18 protein-coding genes and 2 rRNA genes are annotated in these 20,594 nt (G+C 40.2%); 2 read left to right on the top strand and 18 right to left on the bottom strand.

Translation table 11 applies throughout. The annotated features are described in order from the left end of the window. Nucleotides 1–11 precede the first annotated feature (11 nt). From tsaB to FTU75_RS00090, 3 genes are all read right to left on the bottom strand, one after another. On the bottom strand, nt 12–677 hold the full coding sequence (gene tsaB / locus FTU75_RS00100; RefSeq protein ID WP_180114629.1) for a tRNA (adenosine(37)-N6)-threonylcarbamoyltransferase complex dimerization subunit type 1 TsaB: 666 nt from the start codon (nt 675–677) through the stop codon (nt 12–14). 162 nt (nt 678–839) lie between these two features. Then, nucleotides 840–1,370, bottom strand: coding sequence for a gamma carbonic anhydrase family protein (locus FTU75_RS00095; protein WP_180114627.1), 531 nt, complete (start codon nt 1,368–1,370; stop codon nt 840–842). 35 nt (nt 1,371–1,405) lie between these two features. After that, a complete protein-coding gene (locus tag FTU75_RS00090) occupies nt 1,406–2,014 on the bottom strand; it encodes a CoA pyrophosphatase (RefSeq protein WP_180114847.1) in 609 nt (202 codons plus the stop codon). Between the two features lie 126 nt (nt 2,015–2,140). On the opposite strand from FTU75_RS00090, the gene FTU75_RS00085 reads away from it, so the two are divergent. Next, nucleotides 2,141–2,689 (top strand): NUDIX hydrolase, encoded by a 549-nt coding sequence (locus tag FTU75_RS00085; RefSeq protein WP_078192366.1) that lies wholly within the window; start codon nt 2,141–2,143, stop codon nt 2,687–2,689. Nucleotides 2,690–2,756: 67 nt separating this feature from the next. On the opposite strand, the gene FTU75_RS00080 is transcribed toward FTU75_RS00085, so the two are convergent. From FTU75_RS00080 to FTU75_RS00055, 6 genes are all read right to left on the bottom strand, one after another. Further along, the gene (locus FTU75_RS00080) at nt 2,757–4,772 is read right to left on the bottom strand and encodes a hypothetical protein (protein WP_180114625.1); all 2,016 of its coding nucleotides are present in this window, start codon (nt 4,770–4,772) and stop codon (nt 2,757–2,759) included. Nucleotides 4,773–4,794: 22 nt separating this feature from the next. Then, nucleotides 4,795–6,144, bottom strand: coding sequence for a putative pilus assembly protein FilE (filE, locus tag FTU75_RS00075; RefSeq protein WP_180114623.1), 1,350 nt, complete (start codon nt 6,142–6,144; stop codon nt 4,795–4,797). A gap of 14 nt (nt 6,145–6,158) precedes the next feature. Further along, entirely contained in the window at nt 6,159–7,823 is a 1,665-nt protein-coding gene (locus FTU75_RS00070; protein ID WP_111884775.1) for an OmpP1/FadL family transporter, read from the bottom strand. 12 nt (nt 7,824–7,835) lie between these two features. After that, on the bottom strand, nt 7,836–9,035 hold the full coding sequence (locus FTU75_RS00065) for a hypothetical protein (RefSeq protein WP_111884774.1): 1,200 nt from the start codon (nt 9,033–9,035) through the stop codon (nt 7,836–7,838). A 60-nt stretch (nt 9,036–9,095) separates the two neighbouring features. Beyond that, nucleotides 9,096–9,929 carry a C39 family peptidase gene (locus FTU75_RS00060; RefSeq protein ID WP_111884773.1) on the bottom strand — a complete coding sequence of 278 codons (834 nt, stop codon included), beginning with the start codon at nt 9,927–9,929 and terminating at the stop codon, nt 9,096–9,098. A gap of 197 nt (nt 9,930–10,126) precedes the next feature. Beyond that, nucleotides 10,127–11,095, bottom strand: a complete 969-nt coding sequence (locus tag FTU75_RS00055; protein WP_111884772.1) for a DUF6160 family protein — start codon at nt 11,093–11,095, stop codon at nt 10,127–10,129. A gap of 255 nt (nt 11,096–11,350) precedes the next feature. On the opposite strand from FTU75_RS00055, the gene FTU75_RS00050 reads away from it, so the two are divergent. Next, on the top strand, nt 11,351–12,691 hold the full coding sequence (locus FTU75_RS00050; protein ID WP_180114621.1) for an anthranilate synthase component I family protein: 1,341 nt from the start codon (nt 11,351–11,353) through the stop codon (nt 12,689–12,691). Between the two features lie 104 nt (nt 12,692–12,795). On the opposite strand, the gene hisC is transcribed toward FTU75_RS00050, so the two are convergent. The 9 genes from hisC to FTU75_RS00005 form a co-directional block, all read right to left on the bottom strand. Then, complete coding sequence (gene hisC, locus FTU75_RS00045) at nt 12,796–13,893, bottom strand: histidinol-phosphate transaminase (RefSeq protein ID WP_111884770.1); 1,098 nt, start codon at nt 13,891–13,893, stop codon at nt 12,796–12,798. A gap of 181 nt (nt 13,894–14,074) precedes the next feature. Continuing rightward, nucleotides 14,075–15,376: a histidinol dehydrogenase gene (hisD, locus tag FTU75_RS00040; RefSeq protein ID WP_162689747.1), complete on the bottom strand. Its 1,302-nt coding sequence runs from the start codon at nt 15,374–15,376 to the stop codon at nt 14,075–14,077. Nucleotides 15,377–15,577: 201 nt separating this feature from the next. Then, nucleotides 15,578–16,279 carry an ATP phosphoribosyltransferase gene (hisG, locus tag FTU75_RS00035; RefSeq protein WP_111884768.1) on the bottom strand — a complete coding sequence of 234 codons (702 nt, stop codon included), beginning with the start codon at nt 16,277–16,279 and terminating at the stop codon, nt 15,578–15,580. Next, nucleotides 16,279–17,535, bottom strand: a complete 1,257-nt coding sequence (gene murA, locus FTU75_RS00030) for a UDP-N-acetylglucosamine 1-carboxyvinyltransferase (RefSeq protein ID WP_180114619.1) — start codon at nt 17,533–17,535, stop codon at nt 16,279–16,281. The genes hisG and murA overlap by 1 nt, the downstream gene beginning before the upstream one ends. 6 nt (nt 17,536–17,541) lie before the next feature. Then, on the bottom strand, nt 17,542–17,793 hold the full coding sequence (gene ibaG / locus FTU75_RS00025; protein WP_078191194.1) for a BolA family iron metabolism protein IbaG: 252 nt from the start codon (nt 17,791–17,793) through the stop codon (nt 17,542–17,544). A gap of 135 nt (nt 17,794–17,928) precedes the next feature. Beyond that, a complete protein-coding gene (hpf, locus tag FTU75_RS00020; RefSeq protein WP_078191195.1) occupies nt 17,929–18,261 on the bottom strand; it encodes a ribosome hibernation-promoting factor, HPF/YfiA family in 333 nt (110 codons plus the stop codon). 169 nt (nt 18,262–18,430) lie between these two features. Further along, nucleotides 18,431–19,885: an RNA polymerase factor sigma-54 gene (locus FTU75_RS00015; protein WP_180114617.1), complete on the bottom strand. Its 1,455-nt coding sequence runs from the start codon at nt 19,883–19,885 to the stop codon at nt 18,431–18,433. A gap of 290 nt (nt 19,886–20,175) precedes the next feature. Further along, nucleotides 20,176–20,290, bottom strand: a 5S ribosomal RNA gene (gene rrf / locus FTU75_RS00010). Between the two features lie 196 nt (nt 20,291–20,486). Beyond that, a 23S ribosomal RNA gene (locus tag FTU75_RS00005) occupies nt 20,487–20,594 on the bottom strand; the annotation flags it as partial.

The following is a 20,594-nucleotide window of genomic DNA, read 5'->3' as shown; positions in this document are numbered from 1 at the left end:
TATAACCCTAATTATGGCTTGCCTTGTTCTGAAATTTTCTTCCAGGCGTTATCTCGTAAATATACGGGCAATGCAAGTTCAGCACTCACCCATGCTTTTCTTTGCGCCGCTTCGCGGGCAATAGTAGCAATATCTTGTGCTGTTGCACTTAAGTCTTTGTATTGTGTTTGTTCTGATTGAATGAGCTCACTACCAGAACCCACGACAGTAAATTTGATCTGTGGTGTGGCATCTGCGTAACTTAATAGTTGTTCTTCATCTACAGCTTGCATAATGCCATTGGCATCGAGTTGATAGCTTGCGATATACACTTCTTGCATGCGAGCATCAAGGACTGCTGTTACTTCAGTCAAACCATGTAGACGATGCGCCGCTTGAGCCAAAGCTTGCAAAGTCGAGACTGGAACAACAGGTACGTCATTGGCCCATGCCAAAGCCTGTGTTACCGCTGCATTAATACGAACACCACTAAATGAGCCAGGCCCACGACTAAATGCAATTGCAGTTAAATCCGCTAACTCAATAGCAGTTTGATTAAGCCCTTGCTCAATCATTGGGAGAATGGTTTGCGTCTGCGCTTTTGCCCGTAAATCGAGTTGAAAATAAAGCTCTTGAGTTTCATCTACAATCGAGACGGAACACTGCTCATTGGCAGTTTCCAATGCCAGTAATTTCATGCGCAACCTTAATTAAATTTAATCTTAAAAAACGTTGAATATGATACTCCACTCCACCGCAGTTCGCGAGATTTTCCACCTCAGACTCAGCGCTTTCTGTATTTAATCCATAAAAAAGCCTCGACAAACGTCGAGGCTTTTTTGCTTGCCATGTATAGCGTTTTAAAGTTCAGCGACTTCGAGTTGAGTAAAATGTTTAAAATGAGCAGCATAGTGCAAGGCACTCATTTTTAGACGTGCTTCCGCTTGTTCATCTAAAGTCTTGACGACTTTACCCGGTGAACCCATCACAACAGAATTATCCGGAATCACCTTCCCTTCGGGAATTAAAGCATTCGCACCTATGATGCAATTTTTACCAATCACGGCATGATTTAGGACCACGGCATTGATTCCAATCAGACTATTATCACCTACAGTACATCCGTGTAGCATGGCTTGATGCCCAATCGTGACATAATCGCCAATGGTCATTTCAATGCCCGCATCGGTATGCAGAACCGCATTTTCTTGTACATTGGTAAAATCACCCAGTTTGATACGACTGTTGTCCCCTCGAATGACGGCTCCAAACCAAACACTCACTTCTCGGCCTAATTCAACTTGGCCAATGACCGTTGCATTTTCTGCAACCCAACCATCCCAAGGTTGATGCGTGGCTTTCGGGCTATATCCTTGAAACTTGTACAACATGATCAAACATCCTATTTTGACTTTCTAAAAATGATTTATGGCTCACGGACCAAATGAAATGAAGGAGAGTTTAATAAAAAAGGCCATTCTTTTTGATAATTCAGACCATATTGAAATAAGGAAATCAGCATCCGTGCAGTCAAACCCCAAACGATTTCATTTTCAACTCTTAAACTGGGGAAATATAGTGATTGCTGGGCAAAACGAACTTCATACGGCGTTGGTGGAGTTTCTAAAAGCTGTCTTAATGATGCAAAAAAAATACGGTCAATTTCAGTGGGTTGAGGTATTAAATTTACGTCAGGCGGGATCAACCCCACGATCGGTTTAACTAACATTCCATTCCGTGCTTTTTGCATCGGTAAATCACCCAAAAGCTGCACATCAAATGGATTTAGAGCGGTTTCTTCTTGGGCTTCTCTTAACGCCACCACGATATTACTGGTGTCTTGGGCATCACGTTTGCCACCGGGAAAGGACACTTCACCGGCATGATTATTCATATAGAGTGAGCGGCGGGTCAATAAAATACGTGGATTATCTTCTTGGGTAATCGCAATCAATACAGCAGCATGCGCAGGTTGAATACGCTTAGAAAAACGTAAACTTTGCTGCAATCGCTGAGTCAATAAACCCTCATCCATCCACATTACATCCTTATAATTATCTTGTTTTCATCATAGCTGAATTTCGGCCAAGCTGGTTAGAAATGATGCCAAAGTTTTATTTTTAAGTTATTCTGACGGTTCACCCAATCCATGACGATGAATATGAACTTTTGCTCAAACTGCGGACAAAAAACAAAAGAAGCGATCCCGCTTGGAGATCATCAGATACGCCGTATTTGTACCGCATGTGGGTTTATTCATTATGTGAATCCTAAAGTCATTTGTGGTGCTTTAGCCGTTTGGGACAATCAAGTTTTACTTTGCCGTCGTGCAATTGAGCCACGTTATGGGCTGTGGACATTACCCGCTGGCTATATGGAACTCTATGAGACGATGGAGCAAGGTGCAGCACGTGAGACTCGCGAAGAAGCTGAAGCAGAAGTCAATATTGAGCAACTGTATTGCATGTATAACATTCCACGTATTGGGCAAATTTATGCCTTGTTCAAATCTGAATTAATCAATGGTGAATTTGGTGCGGGTGATGAAACCATTGAATCACGATTATTTAGTGAAGAAGATATTCCATGGGATGATTTAGCCTTTCCTAGTGTGGAAAGAACGCTGCGGCATTATTTTGCTGACCGCAAAACAGGTCAGTTTGAAATGCATCTCGAAACCCTTGGTACGCGACTCGATCACACAGGTTAATTTGCTGGCCGCATGATTAAAAAAGCCCATCAAAGATGGGCTTTTTTATTTTTCTAAGATTTAACTACTATTTAGCCTTGATGGTGTAACACGGGGCCAATTCTAAAGAAATATCACCACCGCTTAACTTCGCCGTTTGAGCCGCAGCAGTATCATTTGGATTTTTTAAGCTATAAATATAACTAAAGCTGGCCAAACTATTCCCCCACTTCACCACTTTATTATCCGAATCTGTCAAAGCAACGCCAGAGGGACGTGTGCCTGCATTGGCATTAATCATATTGTGTAACTGCACTAAAGCACCGCCTACAACCATTGATGTATCCGCTGAAGTTTTCACACTTGAGTTCATTCCAATCAGCGCGCCATCAAGCGTATGGAAATATGGGTCAGCTAAAATCATACGAATCGAAATGGTATTTGGATTGATATTTCCTTCAGGCGTAAAGGTACGGGTTGTCGTTCCGATACGATATTGCTGTACACCTTTGTCATCTTTCATTAACAGTGGATCGAGCACATCTTTTCCACTACAGCCTTCCGTCGCGTGTGTAGACAAATCGACAATTTGACTATCTTGACGAGTAAATACATCATCTGGCACGCCAGATTTTATATTTGTGCGAATATCACCATTACGGTCAATCACCACACCCAATTTCACTGTTTTGATCGAGGGATCGGTAAATTTAAAGGTTAAATCTGCATATAACGGGAAGATATAATTTTGTCCAGCAGCAACATTTTCAACAGACTTAAAGACTTTTTTGTCTAAATACGACAGCGGATAAAGCTTGTATAAATCCATCGTGCCTTTAAATTGCACTTGGTTAATGTTTTGCTCCCAAAGACCTAATTTTTTCTTATCATCGGCCGTCAGAACATAATCATCTTTTTTAGCCATTAACGTTTTATATAAACTTCCACCTGTACCGACCACCATTTTGTCGGCAAGTAGCGTCCCTTGTTTAATAATCAAAGGGCCAGAGTTGGCTTCTTCTGCATCAAAACGGAAACCCAGAATGCCAGGTTTATCAATTTGCTTGGTAAGCGGATCGATCCAATTGTCCTGTGGCGTTGCTGTTAAACGTGTTGGTCGAACCTGCGTCAAGAGCAAGACATTCACACCACCAATGGTACTCAACTGTTGATCAACTTTGCCCTTCCACTGTAAACCACTACCAAACGTCATACCTTGGCGGTCCGTCATTAACATGAAATGACCAAATAAATTGACTTTTGAACTATCGGTCGGCAAACATTCATTTTTGTCACAGCCGACCAGTCCATTTGAACCACTGGCATTGGTAATCACGCCATCAGTTGAAAACAACGCAAACTCTGGCTGGTAAACCGCAGCCGTTGAGATATTCATGAGTTTTGAAACTAAGGTAAATGCATTTTCATTGCTGACTTCGGACAGGTCTAGCCAAGGTGTAAACAGGTCATTAAATTCCGTATCTGAACTGATACTGAAATCTGCTGTCGCGACATTCCGAGTGATTTGATCAATCAATACTTTGTCTGCATTGTTGATATAAACCGCTTGGATATCTGTAGCTGTAACTGCGCTATTATTTTTCAAAGCCAAGGCTTGAATAATTTTAGCCAAACGCATGGCCACTTTAACCGTTGCGTCGGTATTTGCAATCGTTGCAGCAGGTTTACCCGCGATGCCAGCTGCCAAATCCAATAAGGTCAAGCGTGGAGGTGTCGTACCACTGGCTACATTGGAAATTTGCTTCAAATCTACTTTACCCAAATCAATTCGACGTGATTTTTCACCTTGGACAAAGAAAGTTACCGTATCGCCAATCTTACAAGCACCTGTCGAAACACCTTCTTTTAGATCAAATAAAGTAATGTAGGTATTTTTAACGTCGCTCGAACAATTAAAATTCAGACCTTCAATTGGATAATCTAAAACGAACTCAACACAGCCTTCGGTATTACTTTTACAAGTACCATTGGTTGTACTGGTATCATAAATTTCAGGATTCACATTTGCACTTTCACCGCCACAGCCACTGAGCGCTGCAACCAATGCCGTTAAAGCAAACGGTAATAAAATTTTATTTTTCATCCTAATTCTCTTTTTTATGTCCTTAACGGATTGCTGTTAATTTAAGTTGGCCTTGATTGGTTAATACGCGACCATCGACGTCAATTGCTGTTGCTAAAGGCGTTAAAAATAAATACTGGCTACCTTTAGGCACTTGAATCACGCCTTCAATTTTTTCATGGTAAAGATGATCCGCTTCACCTTGGTTATTTTTGAATCCACCTGCGCCTTCCATGACACATCCATTTTTGTCTAAAAATACCGCAAATGGCCAATAAAATGTAGGATTTTGTACTTTGGATGCAAATGAATGTATACGAATATTTTGTAATGGTGATTTTAGTTTTACGACTTCATAGTCAAATTCGTCTGATAAAGGCGCTCGAGGCCATAAGTTAATATCTTGAGCTAAGTCGAGCTCTTTGGCTTTCTTCATTTTTTTATTCGAAAAACATTGCTGACCTAAACCTTGAATGGTGTCAGCTTGTGAGACTCGATAATACGATGTGGCCAAAGTGATCGGGCCTGTATCTTCGGGTTGATTACGTTTAAATAAATTATCAATGACGGAGCGACTGACACCTTTTTCACGTTCAATGGTTTGCATCCGCGTTTGCCCCATCTTGCTGTCAATAACGCCTTCGGGCATGGTGTAAAAGCGCTTTTTGCCTTCTAAGTTAAACTCTTTATCTTCAAGATATTCATTATTGACATACTTTTCACCAGCCAGGGTCGAAAAGCCTTGCTCTTGTTTTGCCTTGGCCGATTGTTTTGAAGGATTATTTTCTAAGTTTTCACCTGAAGATCGTACGGATTGATCAGTACTGACTACTTTCTCAGCAAGGATGTTTTTCTCAACGACAGGTTTATCTTTTTCAGCTAGAATTTTGGGCTGATACGCTTCACGAGGTTGGGTTAGCTCTGATTGCTGTAACTTTTCTGCCCATGCTGTTGAAGGTACCACTTTTGCTGAAATATCTGAAGCTTGTGCTGACTTTTCAGATTTGCGAACTTTATCCCCTGAGACGTCTTTAATTTTATCTACTGTGACAGCTTTAATTTCATCCCGTTTTTCCGGCTCGCGTATACTTAAATGTTGAGAATTCACCGGTCCAACAGCCTGTGCTGTTGGACTCGTTTGACGTGTCATCGGTGTCTTGGTTTGAGACGGACTAATGCTTACGGATGGTTGAATAATTTGTTGTACAGGTTGAGAGTCTATCGTTTTAGCAGTTGGACTTTCTTTAGGTTTCTTTGCTGGTTTTTCTTGCACTTGTACCACCATTGGGCGCCCATCTGGCCCAATAATGGTATGAAACGCCCCAGCGTTGGTATACGACACTTGCACCACAGACAGTGCAAGTAACGTTTTTATGAATAAAATCCTTTTCATTCTGTCTGCTTATCCTACCAACGAGTTCTGTAATTTAATCCTAGGATGGTGATTTTCGTATCGGTTTTTACATTCAGTCCAGCATATGGGTTTAAAAGTAAGTTATTCACACCGGTTAAGTTTGCAAGACTACTAGTATTCGCTGGAATGTTATCTTTACTGCGTAAAAAGCCGATTGATAAATCTAAATCCGTATCTGCATCAAAACGATATCCAATCCCCATACCAAAGAGCTGCGCACCATTAATCGGGACCATGGTATTTCGCTTACCATCAGGAATAGACGTACTCCTTGGTTCATAACCTGCACGTAATTTCAAACGATCTGTTGCAGAATATTCAATACCAATACCCCAGTTCCAAGGCGATGTAAATTTCAAAGGTAAGGCCAAAGAATTATCGGTCACATTTTCAGATAATAATTTTGCAATTTTCAGCGCTGAAATTTGACGGTCGAATTCAAAACGGAATTTGTCCCAAGCACGATAATCGGTCCAGCCCACATCAAAATTAATTTGTAAATCAGGCATAACCTTATATTTGATCCCGGCCTGTACGTGCTGTGGATATTCAAAATCCATCGAAACCAAACCCGACTCCGAGTTAGGCACGGCATTTGGGAAACCCAAAATTGCAGCTAAAATTTGACCTGTTGGTGATGACATTAATCCCTTAATCATCTCCTGAGGCGCTTTTGCATTATGAATGCGATAACGACCTTTCATGCGCATTTTCGCAGCGCTTTGGTACACCATACCAAAACTAAAATCTTCGCGTGGCTCCCACAAAACCCCTAAGTTATAACTTGGGCTCAGTGACTGCTCTAAAGCCAATTCCATCTGACCAAATTTGCCAAATGGATTCATTCCTTCTTCGGTATTACACATCCCCAATAGCAAGATGTCGGTAATAATGTCCGAATTTTCCTTGAATGGCGTACAGACGACTTCATCAATCATCCTTAACATGCCGATCAACTCATTGGGAAATCGTAGATCTGATTTCAATCCAATGGCTTGATAGGACATCCCTACACCACCACCAATCGATAACTCATCACTAACTTGATAACCCACAGTTGGCGATAGATAAGTAATACGCTCTAGAGCAACTTGTTGCCCCATGAAATTACCTGGGTTGCCATTTTCAGCACCAAAACCCGCAATCAAAGGCGCATAAACGGCGGATGCAAATGTTGCTTTAGAACCTGGTGGATTATAGGCAATCCCCATCGTTGGTGCGGCAATGGGTTGGCCAGCACCAAAATCCACCATCTTTTTTAAGACAGGTACATATAGGGATGCATATTCAACATCACCAGAAACCTTATCTTTAAAGTCCGTACAAATATCTGCCGTTACTTCAGGGCCATCATTACAGACCATTGGGTCATCTGAATAACCAAAGACGTTATAACCCGCAGGGACGGTAAATTCACGTTGAATATCAAAGTTTGCAATGATCCCCTGCATATCGGTTTGCAAACCTTCAATTTTAGTTAATGCTGCAGGGTTAAAATGCACGGCACTAATCCCCGGAGGATCAGCAGTTACTGCATTCCCTAATGCAAGTGACCGTACATCAACTGAAAGGTTGGTACCCAATTGTGCAAAAGCAGCACTAGAACAGCCCGTTAAAACGATCGCACTAAAAAGTGGGCTGAGTCGAATTTTACGCATACGACAGCCCTCTTAACGAAGTTTTTTTCCAAAACCTAGAATATCTAACGGGAAAGAAAGTCCTAAAGACACATCTGGTGCATCTTCAGTTAAACCTAGCCCCACCGTACCGTTCACAATCGTATCTGGAGATACACGTACACCTAAAGAAATTGCTAGAGTTGAACTGGTTTGGTCTGCAGGTGAATAGGATTCGCCACTGCTATACGTAAATTCTGCGCCAGTGTTGAAACTTTGTTGATATGACATGGTGAGGGAAACATCGTAGTTAAACGAGTATGCAAAACCGAATGCAAAACCACCACTAATTCCCGGTTCAAACTCTTCAATGACACGCGTACCACGACGTTGGTTTAAACCCGTTTCTTTGAAACCATAGTTAGCTGAAACAGATGCAAACAACACAACAGGGTCAATATATTTACGCGTACTCGCACCGATACCTGCCGAATAGTAACCTTTACCTGTTGCTAGATCATTTACTGCATTGACTTCGTATGGACTATCACCTGTTTTCGTAGATAAATTACCAAATAAAATCAGTGGCAAACGACCTTGCTTCAATGGGAAGGGTTCCCAACGTGCGCCTAAAGAAATATCCCCTAAACCCGCGGTTGAAGTATCTTTTAATAAGTCAGTTTTCGCTACTAAAGGCAGAGATGCAGAGAATGTCAAATTGTCCATTACACCGTATTGCACGGTAAATGTATTGGTCATTGAGTGTGTTGCATTCTCTTGTACACGGAGTTGATAAAGTTGGCCTTGTGCCATTTCCATATCAAGTTGAGTATCACGGTAATAGGTATAATCGATATCGTAAAAAGATGATATTTCACCTTTTTTAATCAATGAATACTGACGTTCATTCGAGCTAAATACTTCCTGTAAGTTAGCTTCTTGACTCGCATCACCCTCTTGCTGTTGAAGTGCTGTCGATGCCTTTTCAGTGGCAGTAGCACTTTCGACTTGTGGTGCCTCAGATTGTACTGGCTCTTCAACAGATTCATACTGTCCAATTTCAGGCTCGGCAGCAGCTTCTTGTGCATTATCAGCTTGGTTTACAGTAGCAGGAGATACAGACTCTTCTACGACTGTCTCTTGTTCAACTGGATCATATTCTCCAAGGCTTGGCTCTTCAGCTGCATAGGCAACCCCCATCACCACCTGAATACTCATGGCTAGTAGTGTTTTGTTCATCCATTTACGATTCATGTTCCTTCCCACCGTTGTTATTTTTTTAATCCTGACACTTTGTTATACGCTTTCATCTAATTATTTACTCTTGTAGTAAAGCCTTAGAAAGTTGTAATTCGATTTACCATAAGACTCCGACTCTTCATTCATGTTTTTATCAAGTCGTATCGTAGATGCCTTGTCTGCAATTTTTTCCATGTAAAACTGCGGATATTGAATATCAACCAATGCATAACGGTTGACGGTTGCATCTTCAACATGTCGCAAGTCTGAATCTTGCAAAGCTAATAAATTTTTACGTTGCTCAGGCGCAACGTTGATTAAGAATAATGTGTTGTTTTCCCATATTTCTTGGAATCTAACTTCATCGAAACTGATATTGCCCAGTGCTGGATCTGCAACATAAACACGCCCATCTTTATAGGCTTTAAAAACCACAAAATGTTTAAAACCAGCATATGAAATGGGAACAATCGCAGGCTGACCTTGCTTAACTAGATCTGAAAACTCACCTTTGTAGCCCCCACTGTCTAGCCCCACAGCAGCGACAAAACGTTTCATGTCTAATAAGGAGAAACTTCGACGTTCGATGATTTTTTCAGTTTCACCAAATTTCAGCAAACCATTCATGGTCTGTTGTTCAGTTAGCTGTGTCCCGACATAACCATTTAATAAAGTGGTTAAGGCTGCTGAACCACAACTGTAGTCATAAGCTTGCCGAACGATGCCTCGAAATTGATCTTCTATGGCAGGTTTAATTTTTACAGATTCACGGTGCATCCGAGTAAAGGAATCATTTCGTGAATCCAATGTTTCGGTATAGTGAACTGTTCCGACTGGCTTTTCTTTTAAATCAAAGGACTCTTTGGCAAAGTAATACATCAATGCCGAGCCTACTGCTATCTCTAACATATCTTCTAACTTTTAGTTATCGGCAATGATGTGCCTTTTTTCATTATTTTTTAGAGCTATTGCTCTACATCCATGTATTATGCAAGATACCTTTTTTTTTATAAAAAAACAGCATTTTTTTATGCTTTATTGGGTCATTCCGCACTTTTTTGTAAAAAAAAGCGCGTGATCAACACGCGCCTTATTTTTATGCTAAATTACTTACTAGAAATTGTAATTACAGAACCTTGGTTATATACACCCATAGCTGGGCTGTAGAACGTTTGTAAACCTTGAACTTCGATATCACCAATTGAACCAGCGTCTTTACTTCCTAGATGAACACCTTTCACATAATTATCAATTGGACCAGAGTTACTTACCATTTGAATATAACCATTATTTGTGCCTTCTTTACCATAAATACGAACATCTTGATTAATTGTTAAGTCAGTTTTACCAGCATCAGCAACTTTGATGCTTTCGATAAAGATTTCACCTGCTTCACGTGTAGCGGTTTTAGTTGATGCATCAAGGATACCTAGATCTTTAATTTCTAAACCACCCTTCATAGTTGTACTCAGTTTAATCATAGCCCCTTGTGGAGCAGCACCTAACTGAACATTAGCAGTCATTGGTCCAGTTTTTAGAGAAAGACCAGATAAAATTGCATTGTAGTTTGCATCTGTACCTTCAAGCTTACCACCACGGCGAATGCCTGTAGTACCAGCTGTACCAGATGCTGTTACACCAATTTCACCAATTTTAATATCTAAACCAGAAACATCAGCTGCGATGTTAATGAATGCACCATTTGCACCAGTACCAGCATCAGTATCAATACGTAAATCAGCTAAATTGCGAGAAGGTAGAAGATAAGCTCCACCGTTATCATAGTTTGCACCAATAACGATACCTTTATTTTCTAAAGGATCACCAGCTTTCTTGTTACCTTGAATAACGATCGCACCAGCAGTACTTGTACCGCCCTTAGCTGTATCCGTTAAACCGTCGTTATCGTGAATGAAAAGTTTTTCAATTTCAATTTTAGAGATACCAATCCCGATGTTAATACCATCTTGACCAGTGGTTGAACTAAGTGCAGCATCGTCCATTGCTTGCATAGCCATAGCATTCGCACTAAATGCGATTGAAGAAACTAGAGCTAATTTAGTGAAATTTTTCATACGGTACTCTCCCAAGAGTATTTATTTTTTTTGATTTTCAACCACTCGATTTATTCAGCTGTAATATTATTTTGTGACAACTGCTAAATCTTTCCTTGAGTTGTTTGCTCGCTCGATTAAATTATATCCAAGCTGAAATTTGTTCAACTGTTGTTGGTCGCAATCTAATTCTTACCGATAAACGGTATTTGCAAACCAAATGAATTAGGAATGGTATAAAATCCATTTTAGTCTTTAAAGTTAATTTTTCTGTTGATGCAAAAACCAATTTCTTTTAAAAAATTTATTCTCAAACAAACTGTTAGTGCTCAAAAAATTTTGCAAGCGCTTGCGCCCTTGTCACATGTGATTTTTTTAGAAGATCAAAACCAACCTGTTATTTGCTTTTTGGCAAATCAATATCAACAATTGAAGAATGATGAACTTAAAGCTTATGTCCGTACCAATTTAGATCAATATGAGGAATCTGATACTCAGCCCTTGCAAAATATTGCCTTCCAAGATTTATGTTCAAACTTAGGCAGCGGGTTTTCTGGGGGCTGGGCTGGTTTTATTAGCTATGATTATGCAGCGCAGCAACAGATTTCCTTGCACGCCAAAGCGCAACCTCGCTTGTTTTTAGGACAATTTTCCAGTTTTTTAAAATTAGAGAATGATGGTTGGTATTTTTATAGTTCAGATCATTCTGCAGCTAAGATTTACGACTATATTGATCAGTTCATTCAAACAGAGATCACTCAGAATCAATTTAAATTAAGACAAAAATGTACTGCAAGATGGTCTAAGTCAGACTACACGAAAGCCTTTGATCAAGTGCAGGAATATATTAAAGCGGGTGATTGCTATCAAATTAATTTAACACAAGAATTCACAGCTCAAGCAAACGGTTCACTCTTAGATACCGCTCAAGAATTTTGGTCACTGACTGATGCATCATATTCAGGCTACTTACGTATTGATGATTTTGAAATTTTAAGTTGTTCGCCTGAACTTTTTATAGATTTTAAGCCTAAACGCAAGATTATTACTAAACCAATCAAAGGCACGATGCCTCGCTATGAAGATCCAGTTTTAGATGCGCACTCAAAACAACGATTAAAATCATCTGAAAAAGACATGGCCGAGAATGTCATGATTGTCGACTTACTACGTAATGATTTGAGTGTTTATGCTGAAACGGGTTCTGTAAAAACACCTAAACTTTTTGATATTGAAAGTTTTAACCAAGTGCATCACATGGTCAGTGAAGTTGAAGCCGTGCTGAAAACAAATGTAAATCCTTTTGAGGTTCTGATGTCGGCACTGCCGGGCGGTTCGATTACCGGCGCGCCTAAAATTCGTGCGATGCAAATCATTGAAGAACTTGAAGGCTCCCCGCGCGGCGCCTATTGCGGCTCGATGGGTTATTTTAATCACGATGGTACAGGCTCTTGGAATATTTTGATCCGCTCTATTCAAAAATACCAAGATCAGGTTTCGCTGTGGGCAGGCGGCGGAATCACCATCGCGTCAGATTGCGATGCTGAATATCAAGAATGCTTTGATAAAGTCGAAGCCATGCTGGATTTGTTAAATACCTGGCATAAACCTGAATAACAAAAAAGCGATTCTATTGAATCGCTTTTTTGATCTATCTATCCCAACTTCCTTTTAAAAAAGGAAGATTAGGCTAGATTTACATTTCGCGGAGATTGCAAAGATTAAGCCAAAATATCGTTTTTCAAAGTATCTACAAGGCGCTGATTTTGTTCATCTGTACCAATGGTGATACGAAGGAATTGATTAATCCGCGGCTTATTAAAATAACGCACGATAATTCCGCGTTCGCGCAAATCAGCAGCCAACTCACTTGCATCTTTATTAGGCAATGATGCAAAAATAAAGTTTGCCGCAGACGGCAATACCTTAAAGCCCAGCTCAGACAGCTGCTCTACAAGCTTTTCACGGCTCGCAATCACCTTGGCATTTTGCACTTCAAAATACGCTTGATCCTCAAATGACGCCACGGCTGCTGCAATCGCAAAACGATCCATCGGATAAGAGTTAAAGCTGTTTTTTACCGCTTCAAGCGCTGCGATTAAATGCGGCTGCGCAATCGCGAAACCAACGCGCAAACCGGCAAGTGAACGCGACTTAGACGTCGTTTGACAAACCACAAGGTTTTCATATTTCGCAACCAAAGCCACAGCAGATTCCGCACCGAAATCGACATACGCCTCATCAATCACAACCACTGAATTCGGATTGGCTTGCAACACTTCCTCAATTGCAGACAAACCTAAAGCAATACTCGTAGGCGCATTCGGATTGGTAATAATGATGCCACCATTAGGTTGTTTATAGTCATCCACCACAATTTCAAAGTCATCGTTCAGGGGCAAAATTTTAGTATTGGCAGCTATACCAAAAAATTGGCTATATACCGGATAAAAACTGTAGGTAATGTCAGGATACAGAACCGGCAGTTCTTGCACAAAAAAGGCTTTAAAAATGTGCGCCAGCACTTCGTCCGAGCCATTGCCGACAAAGACCTGCTCAACAGGTACTTGCTGCTGTTTTGCAATCGCTTGCTTTAACTCAGACGCATCTGGATCTGGATATAAACGTAAAACATCAGCAGAATTTGCCAACACTTTTTGTACTGCTTCCACCACTTTTGGCGATGGCGGATACGGATTTTCATTGGTATTGAGTTTTAAAATATTTTGGATTTTAGGCTGCTCACCAGGTGTGTACGGTTCTAATTCACGTACATCAGGGCTCCAAAAACGCATTTGTTCAGAGGTAATATTTGGCATTTTATTTTGCTCTTTTTCACCCTCTCCTAACCTCTCTTGCACTTCGCTTTAAAGGAATCCTTAAAGCTAGTTCAGGGAGAGGAATACTCATTTTATGAGATTTCCCCTCTCCTTTCAGGAGAGGGTTAGGGAGAGGTTTATAGTTTTGGAAAACTAAGTTTTTCACCTAGTCTATATTTAATTACTGATAACGATAGCGTGCTGAACGCGCATGTGCATCTAAATTTTCCTGCTGCGCTAATGTATCAGCCGTTTTCGCTAAAGTTTTCACGCCAGCTTCAGAACACATGATTAAACTTGAGCGCTTTTGGAAATCATATACACCAAGCGGTGATGAGAAACGCGCTGTGCCAGAAGTAGGCAACACGTGGTTTGGACCTGCACAGTAATCACCAATCGCTTCCGGTGTATAACGCCCCATGAAGATTGCGCCGGCATGGCGGATATCTTCAGCCATTTCCTGTGCTTCATCTAAGCACAGCATCAAATGTTCAGGCGCAACTTGGTTAATCAATTCGGCGCCTTCCGCTCGGTCTTTGACTAAAACCAATGCGCCGCGGTTTTCGATTGAAGTTCGCGCAATATCTGCTTTTGGTAACGCTTCTAAATGCTTTTCAATCCATTGCTCAACTTGATCTAAAAGTTCTGCATCTGGCGTAATAAATACCGCTTGAGCCACAGTGTCATGTTCCGCTTGTGACAATAAATCCATTGCCAGCCATTCAGCATTGTTTTGACCTTCGGCATAGACCAAAATTTCGGATGGCCCTGCAATCATATCAATACCGACTTGACCAAATACTGCACGTTTTGCTGCAGCAACAAAACGGTTGCCCGGGCCAGTAATTTTGTCCACAGATGGAATAGTTTCTGTACCATAAGCCAATGCTGCAACCGCTTGCGCGCCGCCAATGGTAAATACACGGTGTACGCCGGCTAAGTAAGCTGCTGCCAAAACCAATGGATTCAAATCACCATTCGGCGCAGGCACCACCATAATAATTTCAGGCACGCCAGCAACATGCGCAGGTACAGCATTCATCAATACAGAAGACGGATAAGAAGCTAAACCGCCCGGCACATAGATACCCACACGGTCCAGCGGTGTGACTTTTTGACCAAGCGTATTTCCTAGAGCATCAACATAGGTCCAGCCGTCTTGCTTTTGTGCTTGGTGAAATTCACGAACACGGTTCGCAGCAAGTTCTAAGGCTTCACGCACTTCTGAACTTAAACCATCAAATGCTGCTTTCAGCTGTTCTTGTGTCAGCTCTAATTCTGAGAATTGATGCGCTGGATGTCGATCGAACTGCTGTGTCAATTTAAGAACATGAGCATCACCATGCTGACGAACATCAGCAATGATTTGGTCAACGGTTTTTAAAAGTTCTGGATCATTCACAGTTTCAAAAGCCAACAAGTCAGCAAAAGCTTGCTTGAAGTTTTGATCTTGAGTCGATAAACGTCGCATCAATTTACCCACAAGGTAATCTATTGGAAAAGATTAGTTTACCTGTTTTACAGCAGCTTGTGGACATCTATCGCATGTGTTCATGTGGAGTTTTATTGAAAATAACTTTCGTTAAAATTGATGAAAATACAGTTTTATCATTATTTTTCAGTTTTCATAAAAAAACCGCCCAAATTTGAGCGGTTTGATCAGCATAGTTAGCAACTCAACAAATTATGCTTTCTTTACTTGCTCGCGTTCTTCCACGGCTTTTTCTAGCTGTGCAAGAATCGGATTCAACAAAGTTTGTTTACGTTTAAAACTTGCTTTGTTCACGATTAACCGAGAAGACACTTTACAAATTTCTTCCAAAGGCTCTAAACCATTGGCACGTAAAGTGTTCCCTGTATCCACAACATCGACGATGTAATCACCTAAACCAACCAAAGGTGCAAGTTCCATAGAACCATACAGTTTGATCACATCAACTTGCTCGCCTAAGCTTGCATAATATTGACGGGTTAAATTGACGTACTTAGTTGCAATCTTTAAACGACCTTTCGGACGTACCATGCCGACTTTACCAGCCGTCATTAACTTACAGTTGGCAATTTTTAAGTCCAATGGTTCATACACATTTTGTGCACCATGTTCCATCAGCACATCTTTACCTGCCACCCCAATATCTGCAGCACCATTTTCAACATAAGTTGGTACATCAGAAGCACGTAAAATTAAAATACGTACGTGCTTATGGGTCGTTGGAAAAATTAACTTACGAGATTTATCCGGATCTTCCAATAAGTTAATGCCAGCTGTCTCCAACAATGGCAAAGTTTCTTTTAAGATACGTCCCTTACTTAATGCTAAAGTTAAACCATGATCAAAATTGCCCATTACGTCAAAATTGGGATCATCGTTTCTCATATCGCTCATTAACTTACTCGCTTAATTTGGGCACCTAAACCTTGTAACTTCGCTTCAACATCTTCATAACCACGGTCAATATGATAGATACGGTCAATCAACGTTTCCCCATCAGCGGCAAGTGCTGCTAAAACCAATGAGAAAGAAGCTCGTAAATCAGTTGCCATCACCGGTGCAGCAGATAATTTCTCTACACCTGTAACAACAGCATCATTACCTTCAACCTGAATATTAGCACCCATACGTGCTAATTCAGGTACATGCATGAAACGGTTTTCAAAAATCGTTTCTGAAATTGTGGCAAAACCACGACCAATCGCATTCACCGCCATCAGCTGTGCTTGCATATCGGTAGGAAATTCTGGGTGTGGTAAAGTCTGGAAACTTACTGCTTTTGGGCGTTTACCCATCATATCCAGTTCAATCCAATCTTCACCGCGAGTAACTTCCGCGCCCATTTCTTCAAATTTATCTAGCACAGACTCCAACAAGTTAGGATCTGTATGTGTAGTTTTGATTTTACCACCTGTGATCGCTGCAGCAGCTAGATAAGAACCTGTCTCGATACGATCTGCAACAACGGCATATTCACAGCCATATAGGCTTTCAACACCAGTAACAACTAAAGTATCAGTGTCCAAACCTTCGATTTTTGCACCCATCTTGATCAACATATTAGCAAGATCGGTAATTTCAGGTTCACGAGCCGCGTTACGAATGGTCGTTACACCGTCTGCAAGAACCGCAGCAGTTAGAATATTTTCAGTACCACCAACTGTGACCATATCAAAGACAACTTCGCCACCTTTTAGACGACCATCCACTTTGGCATGCACATAACCTGCTTCAACTTCAATTTCAGCACCAAGTGCTTCTAAAGCTTTTAAATGTTGATCTACAGGGCGTGAACCAATTGCACATCCACCCGGCAAAGACACTTTTGCACTACCATAGCGCGCCAATAACGGGCCAAGCACCAAAATAGATGCACGCATGGTTTTCACGAGTTCATATGGTGCAAATTGGTTATCTAAGCTAGAAGTATCAGCCTTAACCGTATCACCTTCATAACTGATTTGAACACCTAAACCTGCAATCAATTTCACTAAGGTGTTCACATCTTTAAGATTTGGTACATTGGTTAATGTAATAGGTGTATCCGCAAGGATAGTTGCAGCGAGTAATGGCAATGCAGCATTTTTCGCACCAGAAATACGAACTTCACCTTCGAGCTTAGTACCGCCCTGAATCAGAAATTTATCCATTAATTATTAAGCTCCGAATAAGCTTGCTTTGCGCCATTCTTCTTTGGTCATTGCACGAATTGTTACTGCATGTACTTCACCGCTGGCAATGTAGGAGTTCAAAGGTGCATAAACAGATTGTTGACGAGCAACAGGACGTTTCCCTTCAAATTGATCATCGACGATGCGTAGATCAAATTTGCCGCCTTGCCCACTAACTGCAACCTCAGCTTCTGGAAAAGCAGCTTTTAAAATTTCAGTGAGCTGTTCACTATTCATCACAAGACCCCATATAGGACTAACGGTGTAAAACCTGTCATTTTACTATAAATCTAAAAAATAATTCATTAGTCACATACATTATATATATAAAAAAAGAGGTTATAAAAAACCTCTTTTTGTACAATGTACAATCTAAACCGTTAAAGGCATATAAATGAGCTGCATTTTTCGATGTTTATGCAATTGTTTTTTTAATTTTTCAGATAATTTTTTGATCGAGGTATACATATCATCAGCGCAAGCTTGCGCAAAAAGTTCGGTCCCGGGTAATCGTATAATCGCTTCTGCAATATGATTATCACTGCCTTTTTTTGAACGTTTATCAACTTGATGATCTTTGGTCAATTTAACTTGCATACTATTGACCTGATCTAAATGTTTGGTCATTTCCGCAAATTTAAGACGAATATTTTCTTCTATTGCTGGCGTAATTGTTAAATGGTGGCCACGAATTGTAATCTGCATAATTCTATCCCTCACCTTCTTTCAGGACTGGAAAAGTTCAAGCCGAATTATCCAACTCAATATGCGAAGCATACATTTACACGATCAGATCATTTCGGCTATTCCTTATATAAAAAAGAGATTCATTATTTCGTCATAATGAATCTCTAGAATAGTCAGATTTTCAAATTTAGATCAACACTTTTCGCTCTGAAGATGATGGAATATGTAACGATTCACGATACTTCGCAACCGTACGACGAGCAACATCAATACCTTCAGCATTAAGTAAAACTGCAATTGCATTATCAGACAAAGGTTTACGTGTATTTTCTTCTGCAATCAACTTTTTAATTTTTGCACGGATTGCAGTCGAAGACGCTTCCCCACCAGACGATGTCCCAACATGACTTGAGAAGAAATATTTCAACTCAAATAATCCACGTGGTGTGAGCATATATTTATTTGTGGTTACACGGGAAACTGTGGATTCATGGAGTTCGACTTCTTCGGCAATGTCTCGTAGTACCAAAGGCTTCATTGCCTCAGGACCTTGTTCAAAGAACGCTCGTTGATGCTCCACAATACATGTCGCTACTTTTAATAATGTTTTATGTCGTTCATCAATACTTTTAATGAAATTCTTTGCTTCAAGCATTTGATTTCGTAAATATTGATTATCGTCACTTTGATCTGCACGCTTGATCATATTGGCATAAAAAGAATTTACCCGTAGTTTTGGCATTACATCAGGATTTAATTGAACCAACCAATGTTCATTCTTTTTTAAAACCACAACATCTGGAATTTGATAGTCTGAATCTTTATCTTCAAATTCTTGCCCTGGATGCGCTTTTAATGTTTTTAGCAAAGAAATGGCTAGTTTGAGCTGTTCTGTATTTAATCCCGTTTGCTTAATCAACTTGGGTAATTCATTACTAATCAGCAACTCATAATTTTTCAATAATAAAATAGCTTCATATCGATATTCGACATGCTCAGGAAGATTTTCAACTTGCACCATTAAACATTCGGCAAGATTGCGTGAGCCCACACCAACAGGATCTAGACGCTGAATATGCTTTAAAACTACTAAAACTTCGTCATCTTCGACTTCTTCTTCATAATCCATAGAGTCTAAAAGATGCTGAACTGATTGGGTAATTTCATTTAAGTCACAATCTAAAAAACCTTTGTTATCTAAGGCATCGATAATACAGTGCGCAATTAATTTATCGAACATAGAAAAGTGTAAAAGATTAACTTGCTCAAGCATATGCGCTTGTAAACTTTGATGACCCTGCCGATTATCTTCGCGCTCTTCAAATTCAGCAGCGCCTAAACTTGTTGGTTGATGCGTATAAACATCATCCCACTCCGTATCCACTGGTAATTCATCAGGCAAATGATCGGCATTTAATTCATTGGTTAAGTCTTTATTTTCCCTTTCTTGTTCTTGTAAGCTATTTAAACTTTCAACGGTATTTTGTTCTTCAACTTTCTCTAATAGAGGATTACTGTCGAGTTGGATTTGAATTTCTTGTTCCAATTCCAAACTTGAAAGCTGTAATAAACGAATGGCTTGTTGTAATTGAGGTGTTAATGATAAGGAATTGGCAACCTTTAACCCCATCGCTAATTTCATTAATAACTCCCCCTATAATTAACCGCACTTTATAAGCAATTTTTATGCCGTTTTATTTTTTATAGCATAATTTCGAAGAGAACGCCCGATTTTTTGTCTTTTTTAGACTCATTATTCAGCTAATTCATTCTTCTATTAGGAACAATTCGCCTTATAAATTAACTATATAATTAGATTTCTTATTCATTTTACTCCGGCTGTCACTGTATTTTTTGTTTTTCATTGTTCTTATTATTTTCCCCCACATAAAAAAACACCCCCTGAGATATCAGGGGGTGTTTCGAATAATGAGCTGGCGATGACTTACTCTCACATGGGTAACCCCACACTACCATCAGCGCTAAGAGGTTTCACTTCTGAGTTCGGGAAGGGATCAGGTGGTTCACTCTTGCTATTGTCGCCAGCACAACTGTTATGGATACTTGCTTAGTCTAATCTCAGAGCAGTGCTCTTCGTGCTAAGTTTTCTACCAAATGAGTTATTAACAGAAGTACTTGAGTTAATTTAAGGTGTTCATTGTATCTAGCTTTTGAACTAAATCAAGTTTGATTGATTATATGTGAATCAATTGATGCTTTACATACAACTGTTTGGGTGTTGTATAGTCAAGCCTCACGAGCAATTAGTATTGGTCAGCTTCATGCGTCACCGCACTTCCACATCCAACCTATCAACGTCGTAGTCTTCAACGGCTCTTTAGTGGACATAA

It is taken from the genome of Acinetobacter sp. YH12140 (assembly GCF_013418475.1).
GTDB classification, from domain to species: Bacteria; Pseudomonadota; Gammaproteobacteria; order Pseudomonadales; family Moraxellaceae; genus Acinetobacter; species Acinetobacter amyesii.
The sequence above is the reverse complement of the archived record's forward strand: the minus strand, read 5'-3'. Positions and strand labels throughout refer to the sequence as shown.